Annotated in this window: 30 protein-coding genes and 2 pseudogenes; 13 read left to right on the top strand and 19 right to left on the bottom strand. The window is 66.1% G+C overall.

Going from position 1 to position 26,701, the window contains the following annotated elements; translation table 11 throughout:
• Positions 1-226 precede the first annotated feature (226 nt).
• Positions 227-1,177 carry an oxygenase MpaB family protein gene (locus OG716_RS18460; protein ID WP_405138792.1) on the bottom strand — a complete coding sequence of 317 codons (951 nt, stop codon included), beginning with the start codon at positions 1,175-1,177 and terminating at the stop codon, positions 227-229.
• Between the two features lie 127 nt (positions 1,178-1,304).
• On the opposite strand from OG716_RS18460, the gene OG716_RS18455 reads away from it, so the two are divergent.
• On the top strand, positions 1,305-1,952 hold the full coding sequence (locus OG716_RS18455) for a TetR/AcrR family transcriptional regulator (protein WP_405138791.1): 648 nt from the start codon (positions 1,305-1,307) through the stop codon (positions 1,950-1,952).
• A gap of 29 nt (positions 1,953-1,981) precedes the next feature.
• Here OG716_RS18455 and OG716_RS18450 read toward each other — a convergent pair whose 3' ends face one another.
• On the bottom strand, positions 1,982-2,563 hold the full coding sequence (locus tag OG716_RS18450) for a TetR/AcrR family transcriptional regulator (RefSeq protein ID WP_405138790.1): 582 nt from the start codon (positions 2,561-2,563) through the stop codon (positions 1,982-1,984).
• Positions 2,564-2,641: 78 nt separating this feature from the next.
• Between OG716_RS18450 and OG716_RS18445 the strand changes: the two genes are divergently transcribed.
• Complete coding sequence (locus tag OG716_RS18445; protein ID WP_405138789.1) at positions 2,642-3,427, top strand: SDR family NAD(P)-dependent oxidoreductase; 786 nt, start codon at positions 2,642-2,644, stop codon at positions 3,425-3,427.
• Between the two features lie 2 nt (positions 3,428-3,429).
• Positions 3,430-3,921 (top strand): SRPBCC family protein, encoded by a 492-nt coding sequence (locus tag OG716_RS18440; RefSeq protein ID WP_405138788.1) that lies wholly within the window; start codon positions 3,430-3,432, stop codon positions 3,919-3,921.
• Positions 3,922-3,930: 9 nt separating this feature from the next.
• On the opposite strand, the pseudogene OG716_RS18435 reads toward OG716_RS18440, so the two are convergent.
• A pseudogene (locus OG716_RS18435) lies at positions 3,931-4,470 on the bottom strand (GNAT family N-acetyltransferase).
• The gene (locus OG716_RS18430; RefSeq protein ID WP_405138787.1) at positions 4,467-5,690 is read right to left on the bottom strand and encodes an MFS transporter; all 1,224 of its coding nucleotides are present in this window, start codon (positions 5,688-5,690) and stop codon (positions 4,467-4,469) included. The pseudogene OG716_RS18435 and the gene OG716_RS18430 overlap by 4 nt, the downstream one beginning before the upstream one ends.
• Before the next feature lie 219 nt (positions 5,691-5,909).
• On the opposite strand from OG716_RS18430, the gene OG716_RS18425 reads away from it, so the two are divergent.
• Entirely contained in the window at positions 5,910-6,860 is a 951-nt protein-coding gene (locus OG716_RS18425; protein ID WP_405138786.1) for a hypothetical protein, read from the top strand.
• 147 nt (positions 6,861-7,007) lie between these two features.
• Here OG716_RS18425 and OG716_RS18420 read toward each other — a convergent pair whose 3' ends face one another.
• From OG716_RS18420 to OG716_RS18405, 4 genes are all read right to left on the bottom strand, one after another.
• Positions 7,008-8,168 (bottom strand): hypothetical protein, encoded by a 1,161-nt coding sequence (locus OG716_RS18420; RefSeq protein ID WP_405138785.1) that lies wholly within the window; start codon positions 8,166-8,168, stop codon positions 7,008-7,010.
• Between the two features lie 96 nt (positions 8,169-8,264).
• Entirely contained in the window at positions 8,265-8,960 is a 696-nt protein-coding gene (locus OG716_RS18415) for a DUF2993 domain-containing protein (RefSeq protein WP_405138784.1), read from the bottom strand.
• Between the two features lie 90 nt (positions 8,961-9,050).
• On the bottom strand, positions 9,051-9,335 hold the full coding sequence (locus tag OG716_RS18410; protein ID WP_405138783.1) for a hypothetical protein: 285 nt from the start codon (positions 9,333-9,335) through the stop codon (positions 9,051-9,053).
• Between the two features lie 151 nt (positions 9,336-9,486).
• Complete coding sequence (locus tag OG716_RS18405) at positions 9,487-10,101, bottom strand: DUF4232 domain-containing protein (protein ID WP_405138782.1); 615 nt, start codon at positions 10,099-10,101, stop codon at positions 9,487-9,489.
• A 202-nt stretch (positions 10,102-10,303) separates the two neighbouring features.
• On the opposite strand from OG716_RS18405, the gene OG716_RS18400 reads away from it, so the two are divergent.
• Positions 10,304-10,747: a hypothetical protein gene (locus OG716_RS18400; protein WP_405138781.1), complete on the top strand. Its 444-nt coding sequence runs from the start codon at positions 10,304-10,306 to the stop codon at positions 10,745-10,747.
• Positions 10,748-10,785: 38 nt separating this feature from the next.
• On the opposite strand, the gene OG716_RS18395 is transcribed toward OG716_RS18400, so the two are convergent.
• From OG716_RS18395 to OG716_RS18385, 3 genes are all read right to left on the bottom strand, one after another.
• Complete coding sequence (locus OG716_RS18395; RefSeq protein WP_405138780.1) at positions 10,786-11,010, bottom strand: hypothetical protein; 225 nt, start codon at positions 11,008-11,010, stop codon at positions 10,786-10,788.
• Positions 11,011-11,094: 84 nt separating this feature from the next.
• The gene (locus tag OG716_RS18390) at positions 11,095-11,697 is read right to left on the bottom strand and encodes a DUF4126 domain-containing protein (RefSeq protein ID WP_355120883.1); all 603 of its coding nucleotides are present in this window, start codon (positions 11,695-11,697) and stop codon (positions 11,095-11,097) included.
• 89 nt (positions 11,698-11,786) lie between these two features.
• Positions 11,787-12,479: a hypothetical protein gene (locus OG716_RS18385; RefSeq protein ID WP_355120881.1), complete on the bottom strand. Its 693-nt coding sequence runs from the start codon at positions 12,477-12,479 to the stop codon at positions 11,787-11,789.
• 294 nt (positions 12,480-12,773) lie between these two features.
• Between OG716_RS18385 and OG716_RS18380 the strand changes: the two genes are divergently transcribed.
• Positions 12,774-13,790 (top strand): fused (3R)-hydroxyacyl-ACP dehydratase subunits HadA/HadB, encoded by a 1,017-nt coding sequence (locus OG716_RS18380; protein ID WP_405138779.1) that lies wholly within the window; start codon positions 12,774-12,776, stop codon positions 13,788-13,790.
• Positions 13,791-13,800: 10 nt separating this feature from the next.
• Here the strand turns inward: OG716_RS18380 and OG716_RS18375 are convergent, their stop codons facing one another.
• Positions 13,801-14,166 (bottom strand): VOC family protein, encoded by a 366-nt coding sequence (locus tag OG716_RS18375; RefSeq protein WP_405138778.1) that lies wholly within the window; start codon positions 14,164-14,166, stop codon positions 13,801-13,803.
• A 214-nt stretch (positions 14,167-14,380) separates the two neighbouring features.
• A complete protein-coding gene (locus OG716_RS18370; RefSeq protein WP_405138777.1) occupies positions 14,381-15,298 on the bottom strand; it encodes a LysR family transcriptional regulator in 918 nt (305 codons plus the stop codon).
• A 27-nt stretch (positions 15,299-15,325) separates the two neighbouring features.
• Here OG716_RS18370 and OG716_RS18365 point away from each other — a divergent pair, with 27 nt between their 5' ends.
• Positions 15,326-16,051, top strand: a complete 726-nt coding sequence (locus tag OG716_RS18365; protein WP_405138776.1) for an SDR family NAD(P)-dependent oxidoreductase — start codon at positions 15,326-15,328, stop codon at positions 16,049-16,051.
• Positions 16,045-16,980, top strand: coding sequence for an NADP-dependent oxidoreductase (locus OG716_RS18360; protein WP_405138775.1), 936 nt, complete (start codon positions 16,045-16,047; stop codon positions 16,978-16,980). The genes OG716_RS18365 and OG716_RS18360 overlap by 7 nt, the downstream gene beginning before the upstream one ends.
• Positions 16,981-17,765: 785 nt before the next feature.
• Here the strand turns inward: OG716_RS18360 and OG716_RS18355 are convergent.
• Together OG716_RS18355 and OG716_RS18350 are read right to left on the bottom strand one after the other, a co-directional pair.
• Complete coding sequence (locus tag OG716_RS18355) at positions 17,766-18,227, bottom strand: DUF4189 domain-containing protein (RefSeq protein WP_405138774.1); 462 nt, start codon at positions 18,225-18,227, stop codon at positions 17,766-17,768.
• Positions 18,228-18,492: 265 nt separating this feature from the next.
• Positions 18,493-19,038, bottom strand: a complete 546-nt coding sequence (locus OG716_RS18350) for a GNAT family N-acetyltransferase (RefSeq protein WP_405138773.1) — start codon at positions 19,036-19,038, stop codon at positions 18,493-18,495.
• Positions 19,039-19,222: 184 nt separating this feature from the next.
• On the opposite strand from OG716_RS18350, the gene OG716_RS18345 reads away from it, so the two are divergent.
• Positions 19,223-20,170, top strand: coding sequence for a decaprenyl-phosphate phosphoribosyltransferase (locus tag OG716_RS18345; RefSeq protein WP_405139738.1), 948 nt, complete (start codon positions 19,223-19,225; stop codon positions 20,168-20,170).
• Positions 20,171-20,285: 115 nt separating this feature from the next.
• On the opposite strand, the gene OG716_RS18340 is transcribed toward OG716_RS18345, so the two are convergent.
• A complete protein-coding gene (locus OG716_RS18340; RefSeq protein WP_405138772.1) occupies positions 20,286-20,765 on the bottom strand; it encodes a hypothetical protein in 480 nt (159 codons plus the stop codon).
• Positions 20,766-21,807: 1,042 nt separating this feature from the next.
• On the opposite strand from OG716_RS18340, the pseudogene OG716_RS18335 reads away from it, so the two are divergent.
• Both OG716_RS18335 and OG716_RS18330 read left to right on the top strand, forming a co-directional pair.
• Positions 21,808-22,037 (top strand): annotated as a pseudogene (locus OG716_RS18335) (nitroreductase family deazaflavin-dependent oxidoreductase); the annotation flags it as partial.
• Between the two features lie 170 nt (positions 22,038-22,207).
• The gene (locus OG716_RS18330; protein WP_405138771.1) at positions 22,208-22,690 is read left to right on the top strand and encodes a hypothetical protein; all 483 of its coding nucleotides are present in this window, start codon (positions 22,208-22,210) and stop codon (positions 22,688-22,690) included.
• 418 nt (positions 22,691-23,108) lie between these two features.
• Here the strand turns inward: OG716_RS18330 and OG716_RS18325 are convergent, their stop codons facing one another.
• Positions 23,109-23,936 (bottom strand): hypothetical protein, encoded by an 828-nt coding sequence (locus OG716_RS18325; protein ID WP_405138770.1) that lies wholly within the window; start codon positions 23,934-23,936, stop codon positions 23,109-23,111.
• A 214-nt stretch (positions 23,937-24,150) separates the two neighbouring features.
• Here OG716_RS18325 and OG716_RS18320 point away from each other — a divergent pair, with 214 nt between their 5' ends.
• A complete protein-coding gene (locus OG716_RS18320; RefSeq protein ID WP_405138769.1) occupies positions 24,151-24,816 on the top strand; it encodes an epimerase in 666 nt (221 codons plus the stop codon).
• A gap of 33 nt (positions 24,817-24,849) precedes the next feature.
• On the opposite strand, the gene OG716_RS18315 is transcribed toward OG716_RS18320, so the two are convergent.
• Complete coding sequence (locus OG716_RS18315; protein WP_405138768.1) at positions 24,850-25,290, bottom strand: VOC family protein; 441 nt, start codon at positions 25,288-25,290, stop codon at positions 24,850-24,852.
• A gap of 387 nt (positions 25,291-25,677) precedes the next feature.
• Between OG716_RS18315 and OG716_RS18310 the strand changes: the two genes are divergently transcribed.
• A complete protein-coding gene (locus tag OG716_RS18310; protein ID WP_405139736.1) occupies positions 25,678-26,181 on the top strand; it encodes a GtrA family protein in 504 nt (167 codons plus the stop codon).
• A 94-nt stretch (positions 26,182-26,275) separates the two neighbouring features.
• Here the strand turns inward: OG716_RS18310 and OG716_RS18305 are convergent, their stop codons facing one another.
• Entirely contained in the window at positions 26,276-26,575 is a 300-nt protein-coding gene (locus OG716_RS18305; RefSeq protein WP_327146498.1) for a hypothetical protein, read from the bottom strand.
• Positions 26,576-26,701 lie beyond the last annotated feature (126 nt).

The following is a 26,701-nucleotide window of genomic DNA, read 5'->3' as shown; positions in this document are numbered from 1 at the left end:
CCTGGCCCACTGCTATACCGGAATTCCGATTCCCGAACTCTCGTAACCCCGGGCCCGAACTCTCGTAACCCCGGGCCCGAACCCTCGTAACCCCGGGCCCGAACCCTCGCAACTCCGGGCCCGAACCCTCGCAACTCCGGGCCCGAACCCTCGGAACCCTGAGCCAGAACCCTCGGCGTCCCGGTCCTGCCCCTCGTCATCCCGGTGGCCGGGATCCGCATCCCGATCAGCTGGCCTCTGCGACCTGATTCTGCTTGCCGCGCAAGCTGTATCGCTCCCGCGCCTGCGCCGGCGTGATCGTCTCCAATGTGGTAGGCAGTTCCTTCGACAGGTGCTGCTTCAGAATCTGCCCCGCCATCGGCGCGATGGACGGCGCGGCCGTGAGCAGCCCGAACGATCCGAACAGCGTGAACAGCCACACGATGATCTTCGCGGGCAGCTTCACCAGCGGGTCGGAGATGCGAGGCACGTTGTAGCGCCCCAGCTTTCGCATCCACATCGGCGTGAGCGCGGAGGTGGTCAGCGAGAGCGCGATGCTGCCGAGCGCGTAGATGATGCCCGCCCCATTGCGCGGTGAGGTGCGCAGCAGCTGGTGCATACCCTCTTCGGCGCGGACCGAGCTGCACAGGCGCGGTTTCACCTGCTCGAAGTAGGCGCGGATGCCCTCGCGAGTGCGCGGCACGTCCTCGGGTTTGCAGGTCTGCAGCTCCGCCGCGATCGCGCACTCTTCCCAGTAGCGCAGCTCGTCCTCCGGGCTGAGCGGTCCGGGCCCGTACACCTCGTACGCCTTGAGTACCGAGTGCCAGCCGGTGATGTGGATCCACAGCTGCGTTTCCGGGCTGTTGGCGGCGTAGCGCTTCCCGGTGATGGGTTCGATGCCGGTCATCGGGGCGTGGATCTGCATGAGGTGCTCGGAGGCCTGGATGGCGGTGCGCCCGTCGCCGATCGCGACCAGCAGGAAGTACGCGAAGGTGTGGTCGAGCCGCTGCCGGGGGTTGGTGTAGATGCGGCGGGTATCGGCCACCGCCGCAGTCAGGAACGGGTCGAAATGCTCGAGGACGACCGCGCGCTGGAAGCCGATGACCGCGGTCGGCGCGGTCCAGATCTTCCAGCTCGGGGAGTCGGGCCCGAAGAACCCGTAGTCGTCCCGGCGAAGGGTGGTCGGATCGAAGCCCATCGGTTCACTCCCTTGTGCGCTGCCCGCCTCAGCGGCGAATACAACGCCACCGTAGCAATTGGTCGCGGGTAATACAACGGTCGCGTAGGATTTCCTCGGGAAGGCCAGTCGTGGAGGTGTGGCAGCAGTGACGGAATCGGGAACGGCGACCGAACGGCCGCGACGTCGCTATGCCCCGCGCCTGCCACCCGAGCAGCGCCGGGTGCAGTTGCTCGACGCCGCCTTCGAGGTCCTGACGCGGGTGGAGCTGCACGAACTCAGCATGGAGGCGGTCGCGCAGGCGGCGGGCGTGGGAAAACCGGTGCTGTACACCGTGTTCAAGACCCGTGCCGATCTGGTCGAGGCACTGCTCGAGCGTGAGCGTGAACTGGCGCTCGAGCAGGTGGTGACCACCCTGCCGACCGATCTGCTCGGCGCGGATCCGGTGGTGGCGGCCTCCTCGGCAGTCGAGGCGTTTGTCGGTGTGGTGCTTGCCAATCCGACGCGCTGGCGTCTGATCCTCGCGAGCCCCGGCAGTGCGCCCGCGGAATACCGTGCGGCACTGCGCAGTTCCCGCACCGGCATCTTCGAACAGGCCGAGGCGCTGGTCCGCATGGGCGCGGCCCTCGATCCACGCTGGGCCACGGTCGATTCCGGCCTGCTCACCAACTCCCTGCTCACCGTCGCCGAGATGCTCGGCGGGCTCGCGGTCAGTGAGCCGGACGAATATCCCAAGCAGCGATTGGAAGGGTTCGTCCGCGCCATCGTCCAGCTGTTGACCGGCGGCCGCGAATAGTCGCTGGAGGGCTGCTCTGCCGCGGTTGTCTACGGCAGTTCGCCGAGCGCCCGGATGATCGCCCACGCCTCGTCCTCGGGCGCGGATGTCCAAGGGGCGGTGGGCTTGTGGATCCGGAGCGAGGCGATGCCGTGCAGGACGCTCCAGATCCGTAGCGACAGTGTGCGATCGGCGCCGGCGCCCGCGACCTGGAGTAGCTCGGCGAGCCGGTCGAGCAGATCCAGGCCCGGCCCGCCGCCGGAATCGATTGCGGGATCGGGCCGTTCGAAGAGCAGCTGGTACGCGCCCGGGTAGTCCCGGGACCACTGGAGATACGCGCCGATCAGCGATCGCAGCCGTGTCTCGGGTGTGCCCTCGGCTGTCTCACCGGCATCCAACGCGGTGCGAAGGCGCCCGAACAGCTCCTCGGTGACGGCGTACATCAACGCCTCCTGCGAGGGGAAGTGCATGTACACCGCACTCGGTGCGACCCCGCTGGCGCGAGCAATGGCCCGCAGCGACGGCGCGGGCACCGCCTGTGGCTCCAGCAGTAGGTCGATGGCGGCCGTGACCAGCTCGCCGCGCAGTTGCTCGCCTTCGCCGCGCACCCGCCGTGGTCGCGCAGTACTCATCGAACCTCCTTGACAGCAATCACTGAACAGGTGTTAAGTTTAACTCACTGAACACCTGTTCACCTTCAGGAGATGATCATGGATCAATGGAACGGTTCGACGGCGTTAATCACGGGTGCGAGCAGCGGAATCGGCGCCGAATTCGCCACCGTGCTCGCGCAGCGGCAGTGCAATCTGGTGCTCGTCGCCAGGCGAGAGGATCGACTGCGTGAACTGGCCACCCGCATCGAGGGCGAGTACGGCGTCCGGGTCCAGGTGGTGAGCGCCGACCTGTCGCTGCCCTCGGAGGTGGATCGCCTCGCCCAGACCCTCGCCGCCTCGGGCACACCCATCGATGTGCTGGTGAACAATGCCGGTTTCGCCACCCACGGCACATTCTCCGAGCAGGACGCCACCCGGATGAACAACGAGATAGCGGTCAATGTGGCTGCGGTAGTGGCTCTTACGCGAGCCTTGGTGCCGGGCATGGTGTCGCGCGGCCGGGGAGCCGTCGTGAATATCGCCTCGACAGCGGCATTCCAGCCCATCCCTTTCATGGCCGTCTACGGTGCGACCAAGGCGTTTGTCCTCTCGTTCACCGAGGCGCTGTGGGGTGAACTCGAAGGCAGCGGAGTCGATGCCCTGGCACTGTGCCCCGGCGCGACCGATACCGAATTCTTCGATGTGGCAGGCGAATCCGCGAGCGTGGGCAAGCGCCAAACCACGTCCCAGGTCGTCGAGACCGCCATGCGCGCACTGGATCAGCGCCGGCGCCCGCCGAGTGTGGTCTCCGGCTGCGCGAACCGCTGGTCGTCCCGGCTGCCGCGAGTGCTCCCGCGCCGCGCCACCATTCGGGTGACGCGAAATCTGGTGGGGGCCAGGTAATCATGTACGCCCTACGGCCCAGCTACGTCGGCGATATCCCGGCAATGCGTCACCACCTGCACAGCGAACGCCTGGTCTCGGCATCTGCGGAACGCACCTTCGCGGTCCTGGCCGCCGGTGAAGGCCAGCGGGATTGGGCGGAGGGCTATCGGGCCACCACCTGGTACGGCACAGCCCCGCACGATGCCGCGACGGTGCGTGACATCCACCTGCGCTGGATCACCGTCCGTGAGCGCTTCCTGGCGTGGGAGCCCGGTGTCAGATTCGCCTTCTCCACCGATGCCATGTCGATTCCCCTGGCACACAGGATGATCGAGGACATCACCTTCGAGCCGGTGGGCGCCGATCGGTGCAAGCTGATCTGGCAGGTCCACCTGGATCCCGCCGCGGCCTTGCGGCCTATCGAATCCCGTCTGGTACGAACAGTTTTCCAGCCGATGTTCGAATCCTTCGCCGCCGGTCTCGCCCGCTATGCGAGCGCCAACCCCGCCTGACCTGACAGCTCAGAACGCCCGCTGCATGACGTAATCGTGGTGCAGCCGGGAGCCGACGGTGAAGGTCTTGGCGCCCGCGATCTCGAATCCGTGTTTGCGGTAGAAGCGCTGGGCCCGCGCATTCTGCTGATTCACGCCCAGCCATACGCCCGCGCGCCCGGCCGCACGGGCGTGGTCGAGCGCGGAACCCATGAGCGCCCCGGAGACGCCATTGCCGTGGTGCCCGGGCAGCACATACATCTTGCTGATCTCGGTGACCGGCCGCAGATCGATCAGGGCCGCGACATTCGGATCGGCGGGCTCCGCCGTGTGGAGCAGGGAGTAGCCGACGATCCGCGCATCGGAAACCGCCTTGAGCACGGTGCGATCCGGGTCTGCGAGGTATTCGCCGAATCACGCGGGGGAGAGCACGTCGTCGATGAAAGCGGCGATATCGGCGGGTGTGGATTCCGGCGGGCAGGCCAGCGGAAAGGTGACCGCCGCGACGTCACCCAGCGCTACCGCATCCGCGGGTACCGCCCGCGCGACGGTGACTGGGGAGTTGCTCACCCGTCCAGTGAAACATGACCGGTCACCGGTTGCGCTGTGACCTCTGCCGCTCCCGCACGGGTGTGGAAGGCCCGCGCGCAGCCGATCAGCACCACCGCGAAAATCAGCGGCACCGCGAATCCGGCGCGCAGATTCGAGGCGTCCGCGATCACGCCGACCACCACGCCGCCGACGATGGTGCCGCCGTAATTGAAAAGGTTGAGCCGGGCGATGAGTGCGTCCAGGCCGCGTCCGCTGGTGAGCTGCCCGGCCTCGCTGAAGCAGAGCGGCACGATCAGCGGCAGCCCGATACCGGCGACCAGGAATCCGGCAATGGCGGCAATCGGGGCGGGCGCGGTGACAACCACAAGCAAGCCGATCGAACCGACCACTGCCGCACCGCGCACCACCGCGCGCGGTCCGAACCGCCGTACCCACAGATCACCGGTGAGGCGGCCGACCAGCGATGCTCCCTGATACGCGGCCAGCGCCAGGGCGGCGGTAGCGGAGGAGGACAGCAGCACATCGGTCAGGTACAGCGCCGACCAGTTGCCGACCGCGAAGTCGATGGCGAAGGCGAGCGCCACGATCACACCGAAGGCCAGGAAGATGCGCACCGGCACCGTGCCGACAGGCTCCGGTTCGGCGGGCCCGGCCTCGGCTTCCTGGGTGCCGAGCAGGCGCGGCCCCGCGAGTAGCGCCCCGGCCAGCACCACCAGCACGGCCGTCAGGATCGAGATACGCAGGGATACATGCAAACCCTCGAAGGCCGCGACGAACAGCGCACCGCTGATCGACCCGGCACTCCACGCCGCATAGAACGAGGACAGCACGAACCGGCCATAGCCGTGTTGAATGAATACCGCCTGCATATTCGTGCCCGCATCGACGATGCCGACCGCCAGGCCGTACACGCCCAGCGTCACGAACAGCACGATCTTGTTCGGGGAGAACGCGACTCCGACCCCCGCCGCGGCAATGAGCAGCAGGCCGATGCGCAGTGCGGTCCGGCTGGAAAAGTGCAGTGCGATCTTCTCGGCGGTGATGCTGCCGACGCCCGCGAGCAGTGAGAGAAGCGCCACAGCCGCCACGATCAAGGTATCGGTGAGGCCGAACTTGTCACGCTGCTGCGGCAGTTCGGTCAGCACGACGGCCAGGAAGAATCCCTGCAGCGCGAACGCCACCGAATTCGCCGCGCGCGCCGCGCGGAGCAGCGGGTTCGTGGTCTGCGGGGGGAACATCCCGAAAGAGTAGCGGCGGCAAAGCAGTCCGGCATCCCGGGCACGGGTAACAATCCGCGCGGCACTTCATTACGTACCGCTCGCGGTTGGATAACGAATCTTGCCGCTTTCCTGCCGAGGGGGCTGTGCACTGCGGCACTCTGGAAGGTACGGCGTGGGCCGGTGGTTTCCGGGTACATCGGAAGCGGCCCATGGAGAAGTGGCTGGGGCGGTGATCGTGTGAGCACGAGGCGAGTGGAAGTTCCGCGCGGGCAATCGGTGGCTCTCGCCGATCCGGAACCGAATCAGAAATCAGCGGTGACGGATTCGCGCGGGCATCGGCCGGCGGACCGCTGCCGGGAACCCGGCTGCCCGGACTGCCGATGGGACGAACAGCGGCTGAAGTTCTGGCTACGCGCCCGGCTGCTGGCCGCCGGCGTGGAGAATGTGCAGGTCGATGCTCCGATCGGAACACTGACCCCAGATCTGCTGTGGCGCATGGACGATCGTGTCTGTGCCATCGAGGTATCCACTACGCCACCGGATTTGGTGCGCGCGAAGCAGCTCACCGCGGCGCTGCGCACCGGCGGCTGTAGTGAAGTGCTGTGGATCACACCGCCCGGATTCTGGACCTCACAGCTGCCCGCGCTGGGCCTCGACGACTTCGCCCCGGCCTCCTGCGACTATCGTGCGCTGGGCGGCCTGCTGGCCGCGGGCCCCGGTGGGGTGGTGTCACCCAGCCAAACCGCCTGTGAATTACGGGATTTCATCACGGGATGGGTCGCGCAGGAGCTCGCGTACGGCTTCCGCGACGAGCACACGGGAGGTTGGGCGATGGTGACGGACTGGGAACGGCACACGCGCACACAGGCCACGGTCATCGCGCGCCAGCGCCAGGAAATCATGAACCAGCGCACCGCACTGGCCCTGGCCCGCAAGGCCACCCGCGACAAGACCAAGCAGATGCTGAGATTGACCGGCCGCCTCGAGCGCGCCGAGGTCTCGGCCCAGCAGCAGGCCGACGATCTGGCCCAGGTCCGCCGCCGCCTCGCCGATCACGCGCGAGTCGACGCCACCCTCCGAATCACCGTGGCAGCTCAGAAGACAGCGCTGGCGCACTGGCAGCTCATCTCCTGGTTCGCCCTGCTGATCATCGTCGCCTTCATCGGTGCGGGCCTGCTGATCAAATAGCTCACCGCAACCCATGCCCCGCGCCCTGGCGTGGGCCCCTCGGCATCCCAGCACGCCTTCGGCCGGGATCCACAGTTGGATCCCGGCCGAAACGCGCAGGGATGACGAGGAACTGGTCCCGGCGGTGCGGGCCGGACGCAGCGCGTGCTAGCGGCTGAGCCGGAACGGCCCACGGTCCCAGCGCCATTGGTGCCGCAGCACCATGGCGGCGAGGTCCAGCAGCTGAATGCCGGTGTCGTCGCGATACCGGCGTAGCTCCGTCCAGTCGACCGGCCCTTCGGCCAGCCGGTTCCGCAGCATGTTCTCGTGCCGCGCCGCGACGCTGTGCTGTGCGAGGTCGGTGACGCCCCAGTCGGTTCCGGTCCACACCAGCCATCCCCATCCGTGTGCGTGGGCATACGCGCGCCCGGCGGTGGACTTCACGCGATTGACGTGAAAGGCGGTGTGGCCCAGTGGTATCACATCGATGAGCACCACTCGGCCATCGGTGAAGCGGACGGCGGCGGTCGGGTAGTGCAGTCGTTCACCGCCGTCGATCTCGTAGCCGATCTCGACCGGGTACTCCTGAAAGGTCTCGACCCGCTCGCTCCCGTCCAGCAGCCGAAACAGCCGCGCCTGCAGTCCGGTATCGAAAGTTGTTTCCCGGCCGAGCTTTTCGGAGTACACGAATCCCCGTCCGTCATCACCGAGATCGAGCGTGCGGGCCGGTGCGGCGGGCAGCTCAGCAGGCGTCCCGTCACCCCATTCGACCCGGTGCAGCCAGGGATTCCAGACGCCCGCGGGCACTTCGTCCGCCTGCTGCGACGGCAGCAGATGCCAGCGCCCCTTCTGCTGCCAGCCCGCGATGCGCTGGAATACGAAGCCCGCCAGCCGTTTCGATTCCTGCAGATCGTGCCCCGCCAGCCGCAGCTTCAGATACGCGCGGTCCTGTGCGGCGATATCGCTGTCGGTGGCATACGTTTCGGCGAGCAGTGTGCGGACCAGCCGCTCATCGCTCCAGCCGACCGGATACCGCTCGGTGAACACCCCGAGATCGTGCACGCCCGTATTCTGCGCCTGCCGCACCATATTCCCGACCGCCCGGGTGTACAGCTGCCGCGCCCGATCCCGCGATACCCCGAACCGCGCGCCGAGCAGGGTGAGCGTCTCCGGCGGCTCCCCGTCCAGCCCGAGCCGGCAGGTGATGAGCTCGCCCTCGCGCGGCCGATCGACGGCCTGCTCACCGGCCATCGCGGCCAGCACCTCGTCGATATCCTCCAACCCGAAGGAGATCGCCTCACGCTCGCTCGTCCGCTCACTACTCGTCACAGTGGCCCCTGCCTTTTCGCCAGTCTGTTCGACGAGCCTAGCGGTGCGGGCCGACAGAGCGGGGGAAGCTGGAATCGTCTGAGTCGCCCCCCCGGCTCACTGCAGGTCGGAGAAGTGCACGTTCTGCGCGGCGGCGGTCACATGCAGGCCGTCGGGGCCCGGCTGGATCGCCGTCAACCGCGCACCGAGCGGCAGCCGCTGCAGCGGCACGGTGAAGGCGAGGGTTTGGCGCAGCAGTGCCAGCGGAATCGCGGGTCCGCCCGCCGCGGCCTGGACCGAGACCGGAGTGACCTCGATACCGTCGGCCGTCGGTGCGACGGTCACGACAACGGTCCCCGGCACTGAAAGCCCCTCTACCGAGAAGGTCCCCGTCACTCGCAGCCCGTCCGGACTGTTCGAGATCGACTCCACGCCCGACGGCGCGAATCCCTTCACGGCGTCGTAGGGGACCACCGCGGTCGCCGTCGCGGTGGCCGCGACGAGGTTCGAGGTGCGATTGTGGACCAGGTCGGCCAGCGGCGCCGACACATCGGTCAGTTGGACGTCGAGATCGTGAACCGTGAGATTCTGCTCGCTCCAGTCGCCGACCCGAATGCCGATGTCGTGATACTTGCCGTCGGCGGCCTGGGTCAGGAACGGAATACCGCCGATCGTGACCCTCGGTTGCTGCGGCAGGCTGTAGTCGGCGGCGATCTTGCGCCCGATCTCGTTCTGCGCCATCACGACTGCCACCCGGTCGCCGATCACCGCCCCGATCCCCAGCAGAACGATCAATGTCACCAATGCGCGCATGCGCTCACCCGCTCAACCATCCCACCATCATGCTGTGGATCCCGGCCGGCCGGCGCCCCCGACCCGCCCGCCGGCCGGACCCGGACGGTGTCACATGTGGGCGCACAGCCAATCGGTGCCGTAGTGGGCGGCATTGCCGCCGTCGAGATGCACCCAGTGACCGTCGCCCTCACAGGATTCGCCCTCGGTGTGCGAGGGTCCGGGAGGCGGGGTGGCGATGACGCCGGGCAGCCCCCGGAACACGCCGTCGGGCAGCGGAATCGAAATACCCGGCACCGGTTGCCACACATCGGCATTCGCGGTCGCGGTCATCAACATCGGCGCCGCGAGGACGGTGCCCACCGCTGCGGTCAGTATCGCTACACGCTGCTTCATCGATCCTCCTGTGGAAACGGTTCGGAATTGCTCGGGGACTACCCACTTATCTGTAGCTGAACAGTAACTGTTAGGGATTGTTGATCGGGATCACATACACCCGCGACCTGGGTAGAAGAGGCGTGCATAGGTTCGTGTCAGAGGTTTTTGATCAACTCCCTGTCGCACCGGGCACGAGCGACGAGATCTCCAGTAGATGGACGTCGGTGTTGGCGCACGCACTGATCTGCGCGGGCAGGAAGATCGATTCTGTGTTGTCCGGCGGGTAGATTCGCAGGCCTGCGGCGGTGACCGGCCGGCATCTGTCGCCGTAGTTTCCGGCGTCGGTGATGCGGAGTAGGGCTGAGGCCTGCTCGTTGACTCCCAGGGTGATGGTCGGCTTCGGTTTGTCTCGGTCGGCGGGGGCTCCGATCGGGTCGCCGGTACTGCTGTCGGCGAGCGAGACGCCGGGGAATCCGGTCACGGTGCAGGGCTTCGGGCCGGCGTTCGTGAAGATGAGTGGGGTGTACGTGCTACCCGCTGTGCCGTCGGATCGGCCTTTGGACAGTTTCAGATCGGCGGTGCGGCAGAGTCCGAGGCCGGCGGGGGTGCTCGCGGAGGTGATGGCGCTCGGGGCGCCGCCGTCGGTTGCGGTGGTCGGCGCGGTGGTGGTCCCGGGTGCGGTGCCGATCGACGGTCCGGCGCCGGTGCTGCCGGAACCGCATCCCGCCAGTGCCAGCGTGCCGACCGCGAGCAACGCCGCGGCAGTGGTTTTCAGAGCTGTCATCAGTCTCTCCATCTCTGATCGCAACCGGCACACCGTGATTCGGATCCGATACGCAGTCGGCACCACGAATAGCGGTGCTATACCTGCCTATCGGATGCGGACCCGCGCGCGTAACACCGTGTCGGCAATCCCCATCACCGATCTGCACCGCTGCGGGTAATGTCCAAGATTGGTCGGGACAGAACATCGAAGGGAGAAACGAATGAAAATGCGTGTCTTCGCAGGTATGGCCGTGGCAGCAGCAGCGATTTCGATGGTTGGTACGGGCACCGCCAATGCCGATGCGGTGAATCCGAACGATTATCTGATCGGTGACACCGTCTACTTCAATGTGGGTTACGCACAGTGCTCGATCAAGCCGGATGGCACCGCGGGCTGTGACATCCAATCCGGTATCGCCAAGTGGCTGAACGTGATTCCGGTGACGGATCTCGCCATCGACGTGGCATTCCTGCCCGCGCACCCGACCTTCGGCGTGTTCGGCCCGTACGGTCGCTCCGATGCCAGGTCCCTCCCGAACACCGAGATCAGCTCGACCATCACCTATGCGGGCGCCACATGCTACGGCGGCGGACGCGGCGCGATCGGGTGCAATTCGAAGGGCCACAGCTTCAGCTTCGGCTGGTCGGGCACCACGACCACCTAGACTGGATTACCCAGCAAGCCTGAGCATTTGACCATCGGTCAGCCCGACGACTTTTCCGGCTCGCATGACGTCGGGTTGCCGATCGTCTCCCTCTCGTCCGCCGTCGCCTCCCGCAGGAAGCGCCACGGATTCCCCTCCGGAGCGGATTCCACATCGCCGGGGCAGTGACTCGCCTCCACCCGCCAGCGGTTCCGGTAGACATTGCCGTCGAATATGACATCGAACGGCCCACGCCCGCTCTGGCCGCTCCAAGCTTCGACCATCCGTACTCCTCACCTCATTGTGCTGTGGCGTTGTGGAGGGCTTCGGCTCGAATCTACTCGTCGGCAGTGCCAGTCTGCTGTGAACTACAGCGTCGGCTCCGCCGCCCGCCGCGCTCGCCTGCCGCGTAGCCATCGAGCCGCCCGAAATGCCAACCAGCCCAGCCCGATCAGCAGTATCAGCACCGCGATGAATGCCACCACCGGTACCACCAGCGCCAGGATCGTCAGCACCAGCGAGGTCCCGTCCTCGGCGCTGGAAACCACCGGATTCCCCAGCCCCGCAGTGGTGCCCGTGACAAACGGCCGGGCCACCGACCTCCCCACGTGCACACTGCCCGCGGTGACAGCGCCGAGAACAGCGGCGACGGCAGGCGACAGATGCGAGGACAGACTGCTCTCAGCCGTGAAGAGAATCGCCCCGGACGTCGGAGCCACCAGTGTCCCGATAGCGTGCAGCGCCGAATCCAATGCGGGAATCTTGTCCCCGACAAGATCGAGCAGGAATACCAGCCCGATCCCGATCAATACCGGAGTCGACGACAGCCACCCGTACGAACTGCCCAGATCGATCCATCCGGCCCGATCGGCCACTCCCACCACCAGCAGCGGCAACCAGGCATTGAGCCCCGCCGCCCCGGACAGCCCGAAGGCACCGAGAATCGCCCCGACGGCCGATGTGATCTCCATGCCAAGAGTGTGACGCCACGGTCCGACATGGGCCGGTATTCAGCCCCGAGCCGTACTACCTGATACGCAACGACCGAACCTGTCGCCGATCAGGCCGGATCGGCGATGAGCTGCAGATACGCGGTATCGAGCGGAATATCGACCGCGAACCACGCCGCGGGCCGATCATCATCACGCGGGCACCAGGCGGTCGCAATGCACAGCCGAGCCACTTCCGTGCTGGCCAACCCGGGCAGATGCCACGCGATCCGAGCCGGATCCGCGTACCGCACACCGTATTCGGAGTCATCCTCATCGGTCGGCAGCTGCCGCGCCCAGCTGGTGGGCATCAGCCGTCCGTCCGCCGCCTGCAGGGCGAGCAGCTCGGAATCCGGCCCGCCGATCGACACCATGAAGTGCTCGTTCTCGACACTCACCGCCGCAAGGCATTCGCCGGAGTCCTGACCGCCGAAGGCATCAGCGGGCAGATCGGTCATTTCGGCCGAGACGACCAGTCCGGATACCCGCGCCCGCGCCTGCACCTGCCAGATTCCGGCCCACACCGGCACCGGCGCGCCGCCGTCCCAGGCCGGCACCTCGATGCTTCCGATCAGCAGATCGACCGTCGCGGTGCGATGCTGCCAACGGTGCAGATGTGACCCGTTCGGCAAGCACCACAGCGTATTCGGCGCCGCGGGTAGCGCGTCCGATCCGAGCGTGAGCGAGAACCCGACGGTGCCGAGGGGCGTGTCGATCACCGCTGGGCGACTGTCTGCCTGGGCCAGATGGTCGGTGGGAAGCATGCGTCCCATCATCCAGGTCGGCGTTCACGACGAATCTGTGGGCTGCCGCAACCGCCACCGCGGAAACGTGTTGTTCACGGCCGCCCAATCGATGATCGTCCAGGGTCGACCGCGGCGCCTTGGCCTTGCGGCCTGAGATGTCCTCAGCCCGTTGACCTTCGGACCGCGCGCACTGCCCGATCCGAACACCGCCCTGCGCGGCGGCAGGCGTGCTCTCCCTGTGGAAGAGTGGTTCCCGCTCCTGAATTCGGTTCTCCGGATCCGGAGCCGCTCGAACGATGAAGGGAAGCCTTGATGGAGACAGCATTCGACGTAGCCGGGCTGATCGGCTACCGCTATCGCGCCGATGACTACTACGAGGTCGGCCGCGAGAAGATCCGCGAATACGCGCGAGCTGTCCGGGCCTACCATCCAGCGCACTGGACCGAATCCGCCGCCGGCGAATTCGGATACACCGGTCTGGTCGCGCCGACCACCTTCACCTCGATCGTGGCCATGCGGACCAATCGTGTGCTGTTCGAGGACGTCATGACCGGCTACGACACGTTCCTGCACACCGACCAGGTCTTCGAATTCCACCAGCCTGTCGTGGCAGGTGACCGGTTGACCGTCGATGTCGAACTGTCCTCGGTCCGCCGCGTCGCGGGCAGGGACCTGCTCACAGTCACCAATACCTTCACGGACCGATCCGGGCAGATCGTGCAGATCATGCACACCACGCTCGTCGGCATCACCAGCGATGACGTCGATGCCGATATCAGCGATGCCATCGAGGGTGTGGTCATGAGCGGTGTGGACGTCGCGCCCTTGTCGCCATACGCCGGACCCGAGACGACGGATCAGCCCGCGCCCCGCTCCTCGCACATCTCGCGAACGCGTTTGCCGCACACCGCAATCCGCTTCGAGGACATCGCCGTCGGCGACGAGCTACCCGCCCGGACCGTCCGGCTGACCCGCGGCGACCTGGTGAACTACGCGGGAGTCGCCGGCGACGCGAACCCGATCCACTGGAACGAGGAGGTCGCCGCACTGGCAGGCCTCCCCGATGTCATCGCGCACGGCATGCTCACCATGGGCCTCGGCGCCGGTTTTGTCACCGATTGGCTCGGCGACCCCGGTGCCATCATCCGGTACACAGCCCGCCTGTCGAACTACACCGTCGTCGAAGCGGTCTCGGCCGGAGACGTGGAATTCAGCGGCCGAATCAAATCGGTCGACCCGGAAACCAGAAGCGCCACAGTCGTTCTCCTCGCAAAGTCCGCCGGCCGCAAGATCTTCGGCCTGGCCACTACGGATATCCGCCTCCAATAGCGGGTGGCACTCAGTCGAGGCAGAACTCATTGCCCTCGATATCCTGCATCACCAGGCACGACTCATTGACGCCATCGGCGCGCAGCAGCCGCACGCGTACCGCGCCGAGCGCAACCAGTCGTGCGCATTCGGCCTCGAGCGCGGCCAGGCGCTCGTCACCCCCAAGCCCGGTGCCGACCCGCACGTCGAGATGCACCCGATTCTTGACGACCTTGCCTTCGGGAACCCGCTGGAAGTACAGCCGCGGGCCCACACCCGAGGGATCAACGCACGCCGAACCCTGATATTCGTACCCCAGCACCTCACTCCAGAACCGAGCGACATGCTCAGGTTCCGCGCAGTCGAAGGTGACTTGGACCTGTCTCACCGATGCCATCGCTCCACCGTAGCGACGGCCTTTCGTCTCGGTGGCGAGTGTGGCGGGAGGTTCGGTGTCGCCGAGCAGCCCGCAGGGGCCGTGGAGCGCGGGCAGAGGTCTCACCCTGCTCACCTGGGCCAACAGCCGACCGATAACCGCCTCCTCGGCCGGTTGCACCCCACCGGAGTGGGCGCACCGTCCGACTCGAGATGTGACCGCGGATGGTTGTCGGCTAGAGGCGAATCGCCGTACGAACGAGGTCGGCGACGGCTGTGGATCTGCTGTGCGGCGGCCAGGCGATGACGGTTGTGACCGCCGGTGCGTCCGGCACCGGCACGATGGCGTGATCGTCGCGCAGCTGGGCGCGGAGCGATTCGGGCATCACCGCGCAGGCCCGTCCGAGCGTGATCAGCTGGGTCAACTGGGTGTGGTCGCGAACCTGCGGGCCGGGGCCGTCCGGATAACTGCCATCCGGTCGGGGCCAGCGCGGCAAGGGCAGGTCCGTCAGGGCTTCGACCTCGGCCATCGATATGTGGGTTCGGTTGGCGCAGGGGTGCCCCGCGGGCAGGACCACGATCTGCCGTTCGGTGTGCAGGTCTTCGGTGTCGAGTCCGGCGGTCGTGTCGTAGGGCCGGTGGAGCAGAGCAACATCGGCACTTCCGTTGCGCAGCAGCCTTTCCGGTTCGCCGGGCCCGCACAGCATCACCTCGACCGCGACAGCGAAGGGCTCGGCGGCGTAGGCGTCCAGCAGCTTCGCCAACAGTTCGCTGGACGCTCCTGCCTTGGTGGCCAGCACCATACCCGGCCGGTCGGCAGCCGCCCGGCGGGTGCGGCGCTCGGCGGCTTCGACCGCTTCGAGTGCGAGCCGGGCCTCCCGCAGTAGCACCGACCCGGCCTCGGTCAACGTGATCGCGCGCGAACTACGGTGCAGCAGAACAACTCCGAGCCGTCGTTCCAGCTGCTGGATCGCCCGCGACAGCGGTGGTTGCGCCATCGAGAGCCGTTGTGCCGCCCGGCCGAAGTGCAATTCCTCGGCGACGGCGACGAAATATCGCAACTCCCGCGTCTCCACCGTGTCATCGTATCCGGCGCTCACCACGACCGATACCCGTGCGGTATCGCCGCCCACCCAATCGGTCTTGGACGGCACACCCGAGCCCGCAACATGATCAAAGGCATGAGTGAACGGACGATCGCGCTGGTGACCGGCGCGAATAAGGGAATCGGATACGAGATCGCCGCGGGCCTGGGCGCCCTCGGCTGGCGAATCGGTGTGGGCGCGAGGGATCGACAGCGTCGCGACACCGCGGTGGAGAAGCTGCGCGCGGCCGGGATCGATGCGTTCGGTGTGCCGCTCGACGTGACCGACGACGCGAGTGCGGCCGCGGCGGCCGAGCTGATCGCCGACCACGCCGGAGGGCTCGATGTTCTGGTCAACAATGCCGCGATCGTCGGCGGTATGCCACAGACGCCCACCACACTCGAGCCCGCGATCGTGCGAACTGTGGTGGAAACCAATGTGATCGGCGTCATCCGGGTCACCAACGCGATGCTGCCCATGCTGCGCGCCTCGGCCTCACCGCGAATCGTCAATATGTCCAGCAGCGTCGGCTCGCTCGCCGTGCAGACCACACCCGGCATCGACATGGGCCCGCTTCCCGCCGCGTACTTGGCGTCGAAGACTTTCCTCAACGCCCTCACGATCCAATACGCCAAGGACCTGAGCGACACCAACATCCTGATCAACTCCGGCTGCCCCGGTTTCACCGCCACCGACCTCAACGGCTTCCAGGGTGTCCGCACACCAGAACAGGGTGCGGCGATCGCGATTCACCTCGCGACCCTGCCCGACGGCGGACCGACCGGCGGATTCTTCGATGACGAGGGAACAGTGCAGTGGTGACGGGCACGACAAAGGCTGTCAGGTACGACGAATTCGGCGGCATCGACGTCCTGCGGATCGAGGAGGTCGACCGCCCCGTGCCCGGGGCAGGGCAGGTCCTCGTGCAGGTGAGAGCGGCAGGCATCAACCCCGGCGAGGCGGCACTACGCATCGGCGCGATGACGCATATCTTTCCCTCGACGTTTCCCTCCGGGCAGGGCAGCGATCTCGCCGGGGTCGTCGCCGAGATCGGCGCCGGAGCCGGCCGATTCGCGCCCGGCGACGAGGTGATCGGATTCTCCGAGAAGCGGTCCGCCCAGGCCGAATTGGTCCTCGTCGACGTCACGAACCTCACCCCCAAACCGAAGAACGTCCCCTGGGAGGTGGCGGGCGCCCTATACATTGCGGGCGTAACCGCATGGGGCGCAGTGCATTCCGTCCAGCTCGAGCAGGGCGAGACCGTCGTCGTCTCCGGAGCGGCCGGGGGAGTCGGCTCGATCGCCGTTCAGCTCGCGCGCCGTGCCGGAGCCACGGTCATCGGCCTGGCGAGCGAGCGCAATCACGAGTGGCTGCGAAGCCACGGCGTAATCCCCGTCGCCCACGGTGACGGCGTCACCGACCGGATCAAGGCCGCCGCCCCGGGCGCCATCCACGCCTTCATCGACACCTACGGCGACGGCTACGTCGAACTGGCCCTCGGTCTCGGGGTCGCAATCGACCGGATCGACACCCTCATCGATTTCCCAGCAGCCGCAAGGTACGGGGTCAAAACCGAACCAGGCCCCCATGGCAGGCAGGGTGTGGAGGCCCTCGCCGAACTGGCTCGCCTGATCGCCGACGGACACCTCGAAGTCCCGATCGCAAACGTCTACCCGCTGACGCAGGTCCGCCAGGCCTACGCCGAACTCGAACGCAGACACACCCACGGCAAAATCGTGCTGAGGCCCTAGCCGGCGCAATGTGGCGCGCTTCCAGGGCTGCTCAACCGCAGGAGCTGATTCCTGTCAGCGCGGTTGTCTGCAACCACGACACTGCCGGCTACACATCCGGCATTCGGCCAGCTCGAGACTGGTGCCAGGATTGGATCCCTGCCAGATCAGTGCGTCTGCCCGGCGCCAGATCTCCGCTGCCCGTTGTTCTTCCGGCAGCACGGGTGGCCTATTCGCACCGCGCCCTTCAGCATGAGCCGCAGCACCTCTTGGAATTATGGAGGGGCCCAACGACATTCAGCTCGTGGCGACGAGATGGGCACGGAAGTTGTCCGCCGCACCGGGTACGGTCATCTCCGCTGGTCGAGATCGAGAGGGTTGACGTGGGGCGGGATATGACCGGGCCGCCGGGCTCTACCGCCTCGTCGCCAAGAACCGGCATCGCCTCCCCGGCGGCACCCCCGCCTGTGCCTTCCCGAACCCGACGCAGAACTGAGGCTGTACCGCGTACAGAACGCGCTCAATCGCCCTTGACCGCGCTGATCGAACGAGCCAGCCCGGGGATGCCGAGGATCGGCGGTTCAGTATCCGGCGTTGTCCATGGCTTCGCGTATCGCTTCCCACAGTGGGTAGCTCAACGCGTGTGGCGGGAGCAGTGAAAGACCGTGAGCCACAGCAGGGTACCGACCAACGAGATGACCAGCAGGAGTGCCGAACTCGTGACCATCCCAGCGCTCACACCACACATCGCGTCACGCCCTCGCCCCCGTGTAGCTGACACCGGGCGCCATCCCCCGGGCTGCGAGTCACGTGTTCGAGGTGCAGAGCACTTCCACGACTTCTGCCTGCGACAGTTCCGCGGACCCGGTATCGGCAAGTATCGCTCGCGGATAGTGGCGGGCCAGCCCGATGTACGCACGGCGTAGCGCGGTGTCTCGGTCATCGCCCACACCCGCGCCGACGCCATGGCTCGTGTCATCGCTGGTGTAGACCAGCGCACCGCAGCCATCGGCCCAGTGCACCAGGACAACACAATCGGTAGCGCCATCCCAGCCGCAGCTGTCCAGCGCCTCGTCGACCGCCGCCTCGCCACTCACCGCATCGACGCTGGTGCCGTAGTTCCACTCCTGCATACTGAAGGCGATTGCACCGAACAACTCCGACCCCTGTGCGGTATCGGCCGCTTTCGCCGCACCGGCACCGATCGCAGACCCGGCCGCAAAGCCCAGCGCCGCGACCGCGACAACGGCTTTACCCATGAACTTCATCAAGCACATTCCCCTGAGAACACTCGCAAACATGAACTCGACGATCATCGCCGATCAGCGGCACGTTCTCGCAATCAACCTTCAAGATCACAGTCCCCGAGGCGAACCCCTGTGCTTCCGAAGCGGTTCGGGCCATGTCGATGGATGCTGCTGGTTGAGCTTCCGATGCATTGCGCCGGCCGGTTCAGTCAGCGCGGCTCGCGGCAATCGAGTGCGTTCGAGCCGATTGGACATGTCTGGCCGGGATGAACTGCCACGCCTGCATTTACACAGCCGGCGTATCGAGTTCGCGTGTCAGCCAGATCGAGTCACCGCGTTCGGGATCCAGATCGACCCGCCCGCTGCGGTCGAAGCCGAGTTTCTCCAGAACGCGGAACGGAGCGGTATTCCATTCCAGCACCGTCGCCCACAATCGCCGTCGTCCCGTGTCGGCAGCGGCCTCGACAACTGCCCGGGCGGCCTCGGTGGCATACCGGCGTCCGTGGGCTCGCTGGGCAAGCTCGTAGGCGATCTCCGGTTCGTCATACGACGCTTGGCCGACGATCAGACCGCAGTAGCCGATGAACTCGCCGGTGTTTCGAAGCTCGATGGGAAGCAACCCCAGACCAGGATCGGCTCCAAGAGGGTTGGCTACCAACCACTCACGCATTTCCTCGACCGTCGGCCGCCCGTCCGCGTCGATCCTTCGCAGAGCCCGCACATCGCGCTCCGCCCACAATGCCCGGTGCGCCTGTGCGTCCGAGGGACGCCAGCGCCGCAGCCGGAGTCGCTGAGTGGACAGGCTCTCCGGGAAGTCCTTGTACGCCATCATGATTCGAATTCAGGCGACGTCCCGCCGACGGATCATCGCAATTGACCCCAAGACATACAGGGGAGTGTTTGGGAGTATGTCGTCGGCGGTATTGCGGGTCGACACAATCGCGGAGCCGTCGAAGCGCAAATGCTCGCCCCGCGGAAAGAGATTCCTCCGCGCCATAGGAAGCAGTCACGTTGATATGAGCGAAGAGCCGACCACCATCGAACTCGACGAGGCCGTCTTCATCGGCCCGCCCAAGACTCTGGCAAGCGGCCTGGTCAAAGCCCTGCGGCCGCGTCAGTGGGTGAAGAACGTTCTGGTGCTGGCCGCACCGCTGGCCGCAGGCACGATTCCGGGTACCGACACCTTTGCCATCTCCGATCTCACGCGCGATCTGCACATCGGTATCGCGTTCGTGGTGTTCTGCCTGGCAGCGTCGGGCATCTACCTGGTCAACGACTCGCTCGACGTGGAAGCCGACCGAGCGCATCCGACCAAACGCTTCCGCCCGATCGCCGCCGGGGTGGTTCCGGCGCGTCTGGCCTACGCGCTGTCGGTGGTGCTGCTGACGGCCTCAATCCTGTTCTCGTTCCTGGCGACGTGGCAGCTGGCCGTGGTAATGGCTGCTTACGTCGGCATCCAGCTGGCCTACTGCTTCGGTCTCAAGCACCAGGCCGTCCTCGACATCTGCATCGTGTCATCGGGCTTCCTGTTGCGCGCGGTTGCCGGCGGCGCGGCGGCGAGTATTGATCTGTCGCAATGGTTCTTGCTGATCGCGGCGTTCGGTTCGCTGTTCATGGCGGCGGGCAAGCGCTATGCCGAGTTGAAACTCGCGCTGGACACCGGCGCCAAGATTCGTAAGTCGTTGCAGTACTACACACCCACCTATCTACGTTTCGTCTGGACCTTGTCGGGCACCGCGGTCGTGGTCTTCTACGGGCTGTGGGCGTTCGAGCCCGATCACAGGGACAACCCGTGGTTCGCAATCTCGATGATTCCCTTCACAATCTGCATCCTGCGTTACGCGGTCGACGTCGATGGGGCCGGCGCCGGTGAACCCGAGGAGATCGTGCTGGGCGACCGCACCCTGCAGTCATTGGCCCTGGCGTGTGCCGCAACAATCGGTGTGGCCGTCTACCTCACCTGAGCGTTCGGGAGCTGCCTGGCGGCCGGTCATCGCAGGTGTTGCGATGACCGGCCGTTTTCGCGGCAGGGGGCGTCGACCACTGCACTCGGTCCCTTCCACTGTCCCAACGGGTCGGTCAGAGTTGCGTGTGCCCGGAGCCGCTGAGGATGATCAGTGGCATCAAAAGAGCGCCGAGAACATCGTTTCCGGTGCACTGGGCCGAGGCGCTGGAGCTGCCGGTCGGCTGGCTGCCGCAGTTCTGCACTGTCATGGACTTGGTCGACGAGCCCTGCGTGGCGGTGAGGTTATAGATGCCTTCGGCAAGCTTCGAGTGATAGACGTACTGGATGATCCCGGTGCCGGCCGTGGATCCGGCCTGCGGGGTGAAGGTGCCGACGTTCTGCCCGTCCAAGGTGACCGTGACCGGTGCCAGGGCGTCCGCGCCGCTGGTGGTAACCAAGATCGTGCAGGTATTGCCTGCCCCTTCACATTCGCCGATGCCGGTGTAGACCCGTGTCAGATTCACATTGTCGACCGTGGCCGACGCCGTTGCCGCCGCGACGACCGGTATCGCCAGCATGGCCACCGCGGCGGCGGCCCAATTCATTTGCCTCATCTGTACTTTCCCGTTGGAGTAGTCGTTGCCGGCACCTGAGTGCCGCTCCGACGGTAACCGCGCAGTGAGTCCCCGCGCGTACAAATTGAAAAGCCTGTACTTCAATATGTCGCTGCGTTTCGCGTGCGCGTCATCGTGGCTACTTCATGCGCTGCGAGCGCCTGGCTGCCGGGAGCGGCGTCCATGGAATCGACTCGGGGCGTGATGCCCTCGAAGAGGCCGGTGGTCCCGTCTCTGGCGTAGCGCTCGGCGGCGGTGACGCTGCCCTTCAACCGCCCGCTGGCTGGTTCGGTCAGCTGGCGGGCCTCGGAAGGTGGACGTCTGGCCAGGCTCGTTCGGCAGGCGCGCCACGCACTCGTCGGCAATGATCTCGAACATGACAGATCCGACGCCTGAACAGGCACCGTCCAACGCACAGGGCACCAGAGCTCGAGGGCAACGGCATCCGCGGTGTGAGTTGTGCGGCGGCCCCCAGGTCGGCAACCTCGGTGTGGGCGGCCTGATCGGAATACACCCGATCGGCCGCCAGCAATGGGGGCCGCCGCTTTCGGCATTGCATGCGGTGGTGTGCCTGCAGTGCGGACATGCCAAGCTATTCGCCACGCAACTCGCAAAGGTCCAGGCCGAAGCAGAGAAGCACCCCGAGCGATTCACTTGGTGATACATCTGAGCGCGAATTGCCAACGAAGACGAAGTCTTTCGGAATGAATGCTCATTGCGTATGACTCATACGATGCTCTGCCCGTCGATCTCCCGAGGCCCCGCGCTGGCCGTTCCGAACAGCGCGGCATGCGGGAAATAGCGGATGTTCGCGTTCCTCGGTCGGTCCCGGTGAACTTTTCGTGCAAGTCGCGCGTGGATTTGCGGAAACCCGTCCCTGAGGGCCATGGATTGCAGGGGAAGTTCACCTCAGACCGATGCGCTGCATTCGGCAATACGGGGTGTTCTGGCTCGTACCAGCTCCAGTCATTGACTCAGAGCTGCCACACATGATGCAGTCACAAAGCTCGCGAAGATGCCGGCCAACTGAAGGGGAGAGGCCATGGGCGACAAACAGAAGACCTCCGATTGGGTTGCGGAAAGCGGCGCGTGGGCGCTGGAAAACGGACACCGAACCTTGTTGAAGCTGACCGGCGGTCGCTGGCCGCACAGGCTCGGCTCGATGCAGGCGTTGGAGCTGCACACCATCGGTCGCAAGACCGGTCAGCGGCGCTCCACGTTGTTGAGCTCGCCCATTTCACTCCGGAGCGGATCGTCCTGATCGCCGCGATGCCTGCGTGTCGGGTTGTTGCCGAGGCTTCCGATTAATGGCCATGGCCAGTACACCTAGTCTCGTGAGTTGGGGATTGTTCTGGCGGGTAGGGCCGGTTGCTACCTCAGTGGTAGTGATTTGCGCTGCGGCAGGCTGTGGTTCGGCGGAGCGGCCGCCGGCGTTGCCCGATGTGCCTGAGCAACTGAGCTTCACTGGGAGCATCTCGGGTGAGCTGGATCGAGCGGTGGCGGTTGCCGCCGTGGCGACCAGCGATCCGTTGCCGAAGCTTCGGCAGGGCGGCGGTCAGCCCATCGATCTGATGCCGACGAGAACGCAGTGCGCTGAATTTATGCCCGATATCGGCATTGGACCTGACCGTGAGATCCGATACGACTATCTAGCGACGATTGTCGGTGACGTTGCAGCACATCGCGTTGCTCTGGTTGTCAGGCTCGGCCACGGTGTGGTGAAAGTACAGCCGACGGAAGTTCGGTCGGGGTGGTTGGAACTGTTCATCGAAGGACAGGAGGCCGCGCCGCGGCAGCAGCTCCCGCCGATTTCGATCACACTCGATGCTGATCGAAAGGGTGGCACGGTCGATGGGTGGCTCGGTCCGGGGGAACCGGGTACGACTACCGCGACACATATTGCCGGGCAATGGAAATGCGGCTGACCGCTCTCAGCCGGGTGACAATTGCAACACCATGACGGAAGTGTAATCCGGCGATTGTGACAGTCGGTAATTCGTGACCAACAGTAGTTCGGAGGCGCAGCCCGATCCGCGGTGACGACCCAAGGGATTGTGTGCGACCAGTTCCGGGAAGTCCTGGCCCGCTGATTTTTCGGAAGCCCTCATCGGCCAGTTCTAACAGCGCGGTCAGTCACCAGTCACCGTCATCGACGATCTATGGCAGCCGCTGGATCGAGATTCAGAATCCTTCGGCACCGCAGGACTCCGCAGACCGGTGGCCGGCGGTCGGCACCGAGTTCGAGGTCGTCCCGAGCTCCGCGCAACCGGCACCGTGTCCTGTAATCGGCACGACAGTGTGTTCGTGCCTCCGTATTCACCGTGGCAACGCGGCCGAATACCGTCAGATTGCTGCCTGCACCGCTGCGAGAAGGTCGTTGGCGGGTTGGGTGAGTGGGCCGAGTGCGCCGGGGGTGAGTGGGGACATTGCGGCGATCGCGGTTCGCAGGGAGGTGACTGCGGGCTTGGTGCCGGCCGCGACGGCGTCGACCGCCGTTGTGATGGGGGCGGGTTCCGGCGGATCGGACTGGGGGGCTTGGGCGTTCGCGTCGGGGATGGGTGCGGCGGCCGGGGCTGGGTCGGTGCCGGAGCCCAATGCGCTACCTGCGAGTCCGCCGATGACTGCGCCGCCGACGAGGCCGGCGATGTCTACGGGAATGGCTACTGCCAGGCCGCCGAGCAGGCAGCCGGATACGCCGCCGACCGCCGCGCCGACGGGGGCGCCCGCACCCACGGTCGGGAGGGCGCCGATGACGGCACCGGCGACGGCGCCGACCGCTGTGCCGACTCCGCATCCCACGATCTCGAGTGGGAAGACGGCAACCTTGCCGATGAGGGCGCCGAGGACTCCTCCCGCCGTGGTGGAGGTGCTGCGGCGGTCGGATTCGCTTTGGGGGAAGCCAATGTTGTTGTAGGCGGTGGTGATCTGCTGCTGCACACCGTCCACATAGCTCTGGGCCTGGTCGCGGAGCTGGGGGTCGAGGCCCTCCGGTAGTTGGACGGCCACGGGTGCAGGAGGCGGGGAGCTGGGATCCGCTGCTGCGGTGGGCATTTCGAGCAGACTCGTCGCAGGCCGGGGGAGGTCGGCGGATTGTGCTGCGGCCGTGCCGGATCCGAACGCGAGAAGTGCGGGTACTGCGGTCAAGGCTGCGTACGTGCGCAGGTCGGACATCGGCGCATCCCTCGATCTGGCGAACCACCGTCGAGCCTCTCGGGTGCGGACCCGAACTACGATGGCCACGCTGCCAGTCGATCTTACCCCGGACGCCTTACCGAACAGGGCGCCTTCTCAGTTGCGGGAGCGAGCGCGCCCTCAGACCCTGACAGCGAACCTCGCGATCGGCAGATCCCCTCAATCCTCTTGCCGCTGAGGCAAGATGCCTCGCATGAAGGTAATCCTTTTCGGCGCGACCGGCATGATCGGGCAGGGGGTGATCAATGAGTGCCTCCGGGACGAGCGGGTGCAGCAGGTGCTCGCCGTCGGGCGCAACTCGCTGGGGATCGAGAACCCCAAGCTGCGCGAGCTGGTCCAGCCCGATCCGACCGATCTCGCCGCGATCGCCGGTGAGCTGGCGGAGTTCGACGCGTGCTTCTTCTGCCTCGGCGTCTCGTCGGTCGGCATGAAAGAGGCGGACTATCGCCGGATCACCTACGACCTGACGCTGAAGGTCGGTCGCACACTGGCGGCCGTGAACCCGAAGCTGGTGTTCATCTACGTCTCCGGGCAGGGCACCGACAGCACCGAGCAGGGTCGCTCCATGTGGGGCCGGGTCAAGGGGAAGACCGAGAACGACCTGCTCGCACTTCCCTTCCAGGCGTACATGTTCCGGCCCGGATTCGTGCAGCCGATGGACGGCGTCATCTCCAGGACCCCGCTCTATCGCGTCGCGTACGCGATCACCGGACCGCTGATCCCGCTGTTCAAGCGACTGGCGCCGAACGCGGTCAACGACAATCGGGAGATCGGCCGAGCCATGATCGCCGTGGCGGCCTCCGGGGCGAACACACATGTGCTCGAGCCCCGGGAGATCAACGCACGAGCCAAGTCCTAGCGGGAGGAGACAGCTCTCGGGGCAGAGAGTCGATCAGCCCGGCTGACTGCCCGGCAGGAAATAGACCACCTCCCACAGATGCCCGTCGGGGTCGCCGAAGTACCCGGCATAAATCCCCCACGGTCGCTCGAGCGGCGCCCGCACCACGGTGCCTCCGGCCTCGAGAGCGCGCTGAAGGGTGCTGTCCACCTCCTCGCGACTGTCCACGAAGTACCCCAGGCTCATCGGTGAACCAGCGACCCGTTCGACAGCGACCCCGGCGTCCTGCGCCAAATCATCACGCGAGTACAGCGACAGAATCAGCCCACTGTCGAGCGTGAACATGGCGACCGCACCCCCGGGATTGTCCTGGTCGCGCACGTACTCGGTGCCGATGATCGCCTCCGAGCGCAACCCGAGCCCCTCCCGATAGAACCACAACGAGCGATCCACATCCCGCACGCCCAGCGTCACAGCCCCGATATTCACCTTCATACCGACCGCCTCCACATCCTCAACCGCCGCCGATAGACCCCGCTCATCGAACCGGATACGCCCGGTCCAGCGTCGCTTCCGCGCCGACATAAGTCTTGAACGAATCGGACACTCACGTTCGCCAGCCGTAGCGAACCTGCGCCGGCGCGCACGATCGCTGATGTGCGGTGCCGCCGACGAGGGATTCGCCGCGCCACCGATCTGGGATTCGCCGCGCCACCGACCGAGGATCCACGGCGCCGCCGACCGCGCGTGGGGGCGATGGCTTCCCGCCCTTGCGCCCCTGGTCAGACCCGCGCCAGCGCCGTGTCAGTTCGGCGTCAGGTCGGTGTAAGCCGCTCTGGCGACAGTATCCATGTGAACACCACGGCAATCGCAGCCCCCGGAATGGGGAACGCCTTCGGAGACAAGTCGATCCTCTCCGGCATCGACCTGACGGTCGGTCCCGGCCCGGTGCTGCGCGCGCAGTGGCTCGCCCGCCTGGCCCGCGTCTCGCAGTATCTGCGCGGCGATCACGCCTTCGCTCAGCTGATCCGCTTCGCCCTGGTCGGCGGTTCCAGCAATATCGCCTATGTCCTGCTGTTCATGGCCATGAACGGAATCGGCCCGATGGTCGCCAATATCGCGGGCTCGATCGTCAGCACGATGATCGCGAACGAGCTGCACCGCCGGCTGACCTTCCGCGCGGCCGGACGCGTCAGCTGGTTCAGCGCACAGTGGGAGGGCGGCGCGCTGGCCATGATCGGCCTGCTGATCAGTACGGCAGCGCTGGCCGGTCTGGAGTTCTGGGCCCCGGGCCTGGGCGAGATCGCACAGGCGACCGCCATGATCGCCGTAATGGCGGTGGTCGGCGGCCTGCGCTTCCTGGCGCTGCGCGGCTTCGTCTTCTGATATGGCGCTGTCTTCTGACATGGCGCGTCAGTATTGCGCGAAAGCTGTTCCAGCCGATGACAGTTGGACAGCTTTCGCGGCGAGGGTCAGAGACTCAGCCGATGGCCGCGTTCATAATGGTGCCGGCACTGGTGGCGATAATGCCGCCGATCATGGCGCCCGCAACCATCTTCGGCGAGGCGAGCCCGCTGCCGGACCACTTCTCCCAGGCGAAGCGACCGCCCGCGTAGGTGATGCCCATAACGCCGGAGAGCAGCACGAACCAGGTGAAATACCGCACGAGCTTCATGAGCTTGTCGGCCACCGGCGGTGTCTCGGGCGTCGGATTGCTGATCTGAGCCAGCACGGGACTGCTCAGATGAACGAGCACAGTGTCGTGGAAGGCGCTGAGCATGGGAGTCACCCGCATAACGTTACCCCGAAAACCTGGCGACATGCGCGGGAATGTTCCTGAGATCTGCTGCGCGGGAGGGACTTTCGTCTGGTATACGAGGAATTTTCGCACTATCGGCGAGAGAGA

This window comes from Nocardia sp. NBC_01388 (assembly GCF_045040085.1).
Classification (GTDB): Bacteria; Actinomycetota; Actinomycetes; order Mycobacteriales; family Mycobacteriaceae; genus Nocardia.
This window is presented reverse-complemented; position numbering and strand designations above follow the sequence as displayed.

What these genes read in the sequence shown, in the direction of transcription:
- OG716_RS18460 (WP_405138792.1), bottom strand. Translation starts at nt 1,177, where the DNA reads ATGGGCTTCGATCCGACCACCCTTCGCCGGGACGACTACGGGTTCTTC.
- OG716_RS18450 (WP_405138790.1), bottom strand. Translation starts at nt 2,563, where the DNA reads ATGAGTACTGCGCGACCACGGCGGGTGCGCGGCGAAGGCGAGCAACTG.
- OG716_RS18445 (WP_405138789.1), top strand. Translation starts at nt 2,642, where the DNA reads ATGGATCAATGGAACGGTTCGACGGCGTTAATCACGGGTGCGAGCAGC.
- OG716_RS18440 (WP_405138788.1), top strand. Translation starts at nt 3,430, where the DNA reads ATGTACGCCCTACGGCCCAGCTACGTCGGCGATATCCCGGCAATGCGT.
- OG716_RS18430 (WP_405138787.1), bottom strand. Translation starts at nt 5,690, where the DNA reads ATGTTCCCCCCGCAGACCACGAACCCGCTGCTCCGCGCGGCGCGCGCG.
- OG716_RS18415 (WP_405138784.1), bottom strand. Translation starts at nt 8,960, where the DNA reads ATGCGCGCATTGGTGACATTGATCGTTCTGCTGGGGATCGGGGCGGTG.
- OG716_RS18410 (WP_405138783.1), bottom strand. Translation starts at nt 9,335, where the DNA reads ATGAAGCAGCGTGTAGCGATACTGACCGCAGCGGTGGGCACCGTCCTC.
- OG716_RS18405 (WP_405138782.1), bottom strand. Translation starts at nt 10,101, where the DNA reads ATGACAGCTCTGAAAACCACTGCCGCGGCGTTGCTCGCGGTCGGCACG.
- OG716_RS18400 (WP_405138781.1), top strand. Translation starts at nt 10,304, where the DNA reads ATGAAAATGCGTGTCTTCGCAGGTATGGCCGTGGCAGCAGCAGCGATT.
- OG716_RS18395 (WP_405138780.1), bottom strand. Translation starts at nt 11,010, where the DNA reads ATGGTCGAAGCTTGGAGCGGCCAGAGCGGGCGTGGGCCGTTCGATGTC.
- OG716_RS18390 (WP_355120883.1), bottom strand. Translation starts at nt 11,697, where the DNA reads ATGGAGATCACATCGGCCGTCGGGGCGATTCTCGGTGCCTTCGGGCTG.
- OG716_RS18385 (WP_355120881.1), bottom strand. Translation starts at nt 12,479, where the DNA reads ATGCTTCCCACCGACCATCTGGCCCAGGCAGACAGTCGCCCAGCGGTG.
- OG716_RS18380 (WP_405138779.1), top strand. Translation starts at nt 12,774, where the DNA reads ATGGAGACAGCATTCGACGTAGCCGGGCTGATCGGCTACCGCTATCGC.
- OG716_RS18375 (WP_405138778.1), bottom strand. Translation starts at nt 14,166, where the DNA reads ATGGCATCGGTGAGACAGGTCCAAGTCACCTTCGACTGCGCGGAACCT.
- OG716_RS18365 (WP_405138776.1), top strand. Translation starts at nt 15,326, where the DNA reads ATGAGTGAACGGACGATCGCGCTGGTGACCGGCGCGAATAAGGGAATC.
- OG716_RS18355 (WP_405138774.1), bottom strand. Translation starts at nt 18,227, where the DNA reads ATGAAGTTCATGGGTAAAGCCGTTGTCGCGGTCGCGGCGCTGGGCTTT.
- OG716_RS18350 (WP_405138773.1), bottom strand. Translation starts at nt 19,038, where the DNA reads ATGATGGCGTACAAGGACTTCCCGGAGAGCCTGTCCACTCAGCGACTC.
- OG716_RS18345 (WP_405139738.1), top strand. Translation starts at nt 19,223, where the DNA reads ATGAGCGAAGAGCCGACCACCATCGAACTCGACGAGGCCGTCTTCATC.
- OG716_RS18340 (WP_405138772.1), bottom strand. Translation starts at nt 20,765, where the DNA reads ATGAGGCAAATGAATTGGGCCGCCGCCGCGGTGGCCATGCTGGCGATA.
- OG716_RS18325 (WP_405138770.1), bottom strand. Translation starts at nt 23,936, where the DNA reads ATGTCCGACCTGCGCACGTACGCAGCCTTGACCGCAGTACCCGCACTT.
- OG716_RS18320 (WP_405138769.1), top strand. Translation starts at nt 24,151, where the DNA reads ATGAAGGTAATCCTTTTCGGCGCGACCGGCATGATCGGGCAGGGGGTG.
- OG716_RS18315 (WP_405138768.1), bottom strand. Translation starts at nt 25,290, where the DNA reads ATGAAGGTGAATATCGGGGCTGTGACGCTGGGCGTGCGGGATGTGGAT.
- OG716_RS18310 (WP_405139736.1), top strand. Translation starts at nt 25,678, where the DNA reads ATGGGGAACGCCTTCGGAGACAAGTCGATCCTCTCCGGCATCGACCTG.
- OG716_RS18305 (WP_327146498.1), bottom strand. Translation starts at nt 26,575, where the DNA reads ATGCTCAGCGCCTTCCACGACACTGTGCTCGTTCATCTGAGCAGTCCC.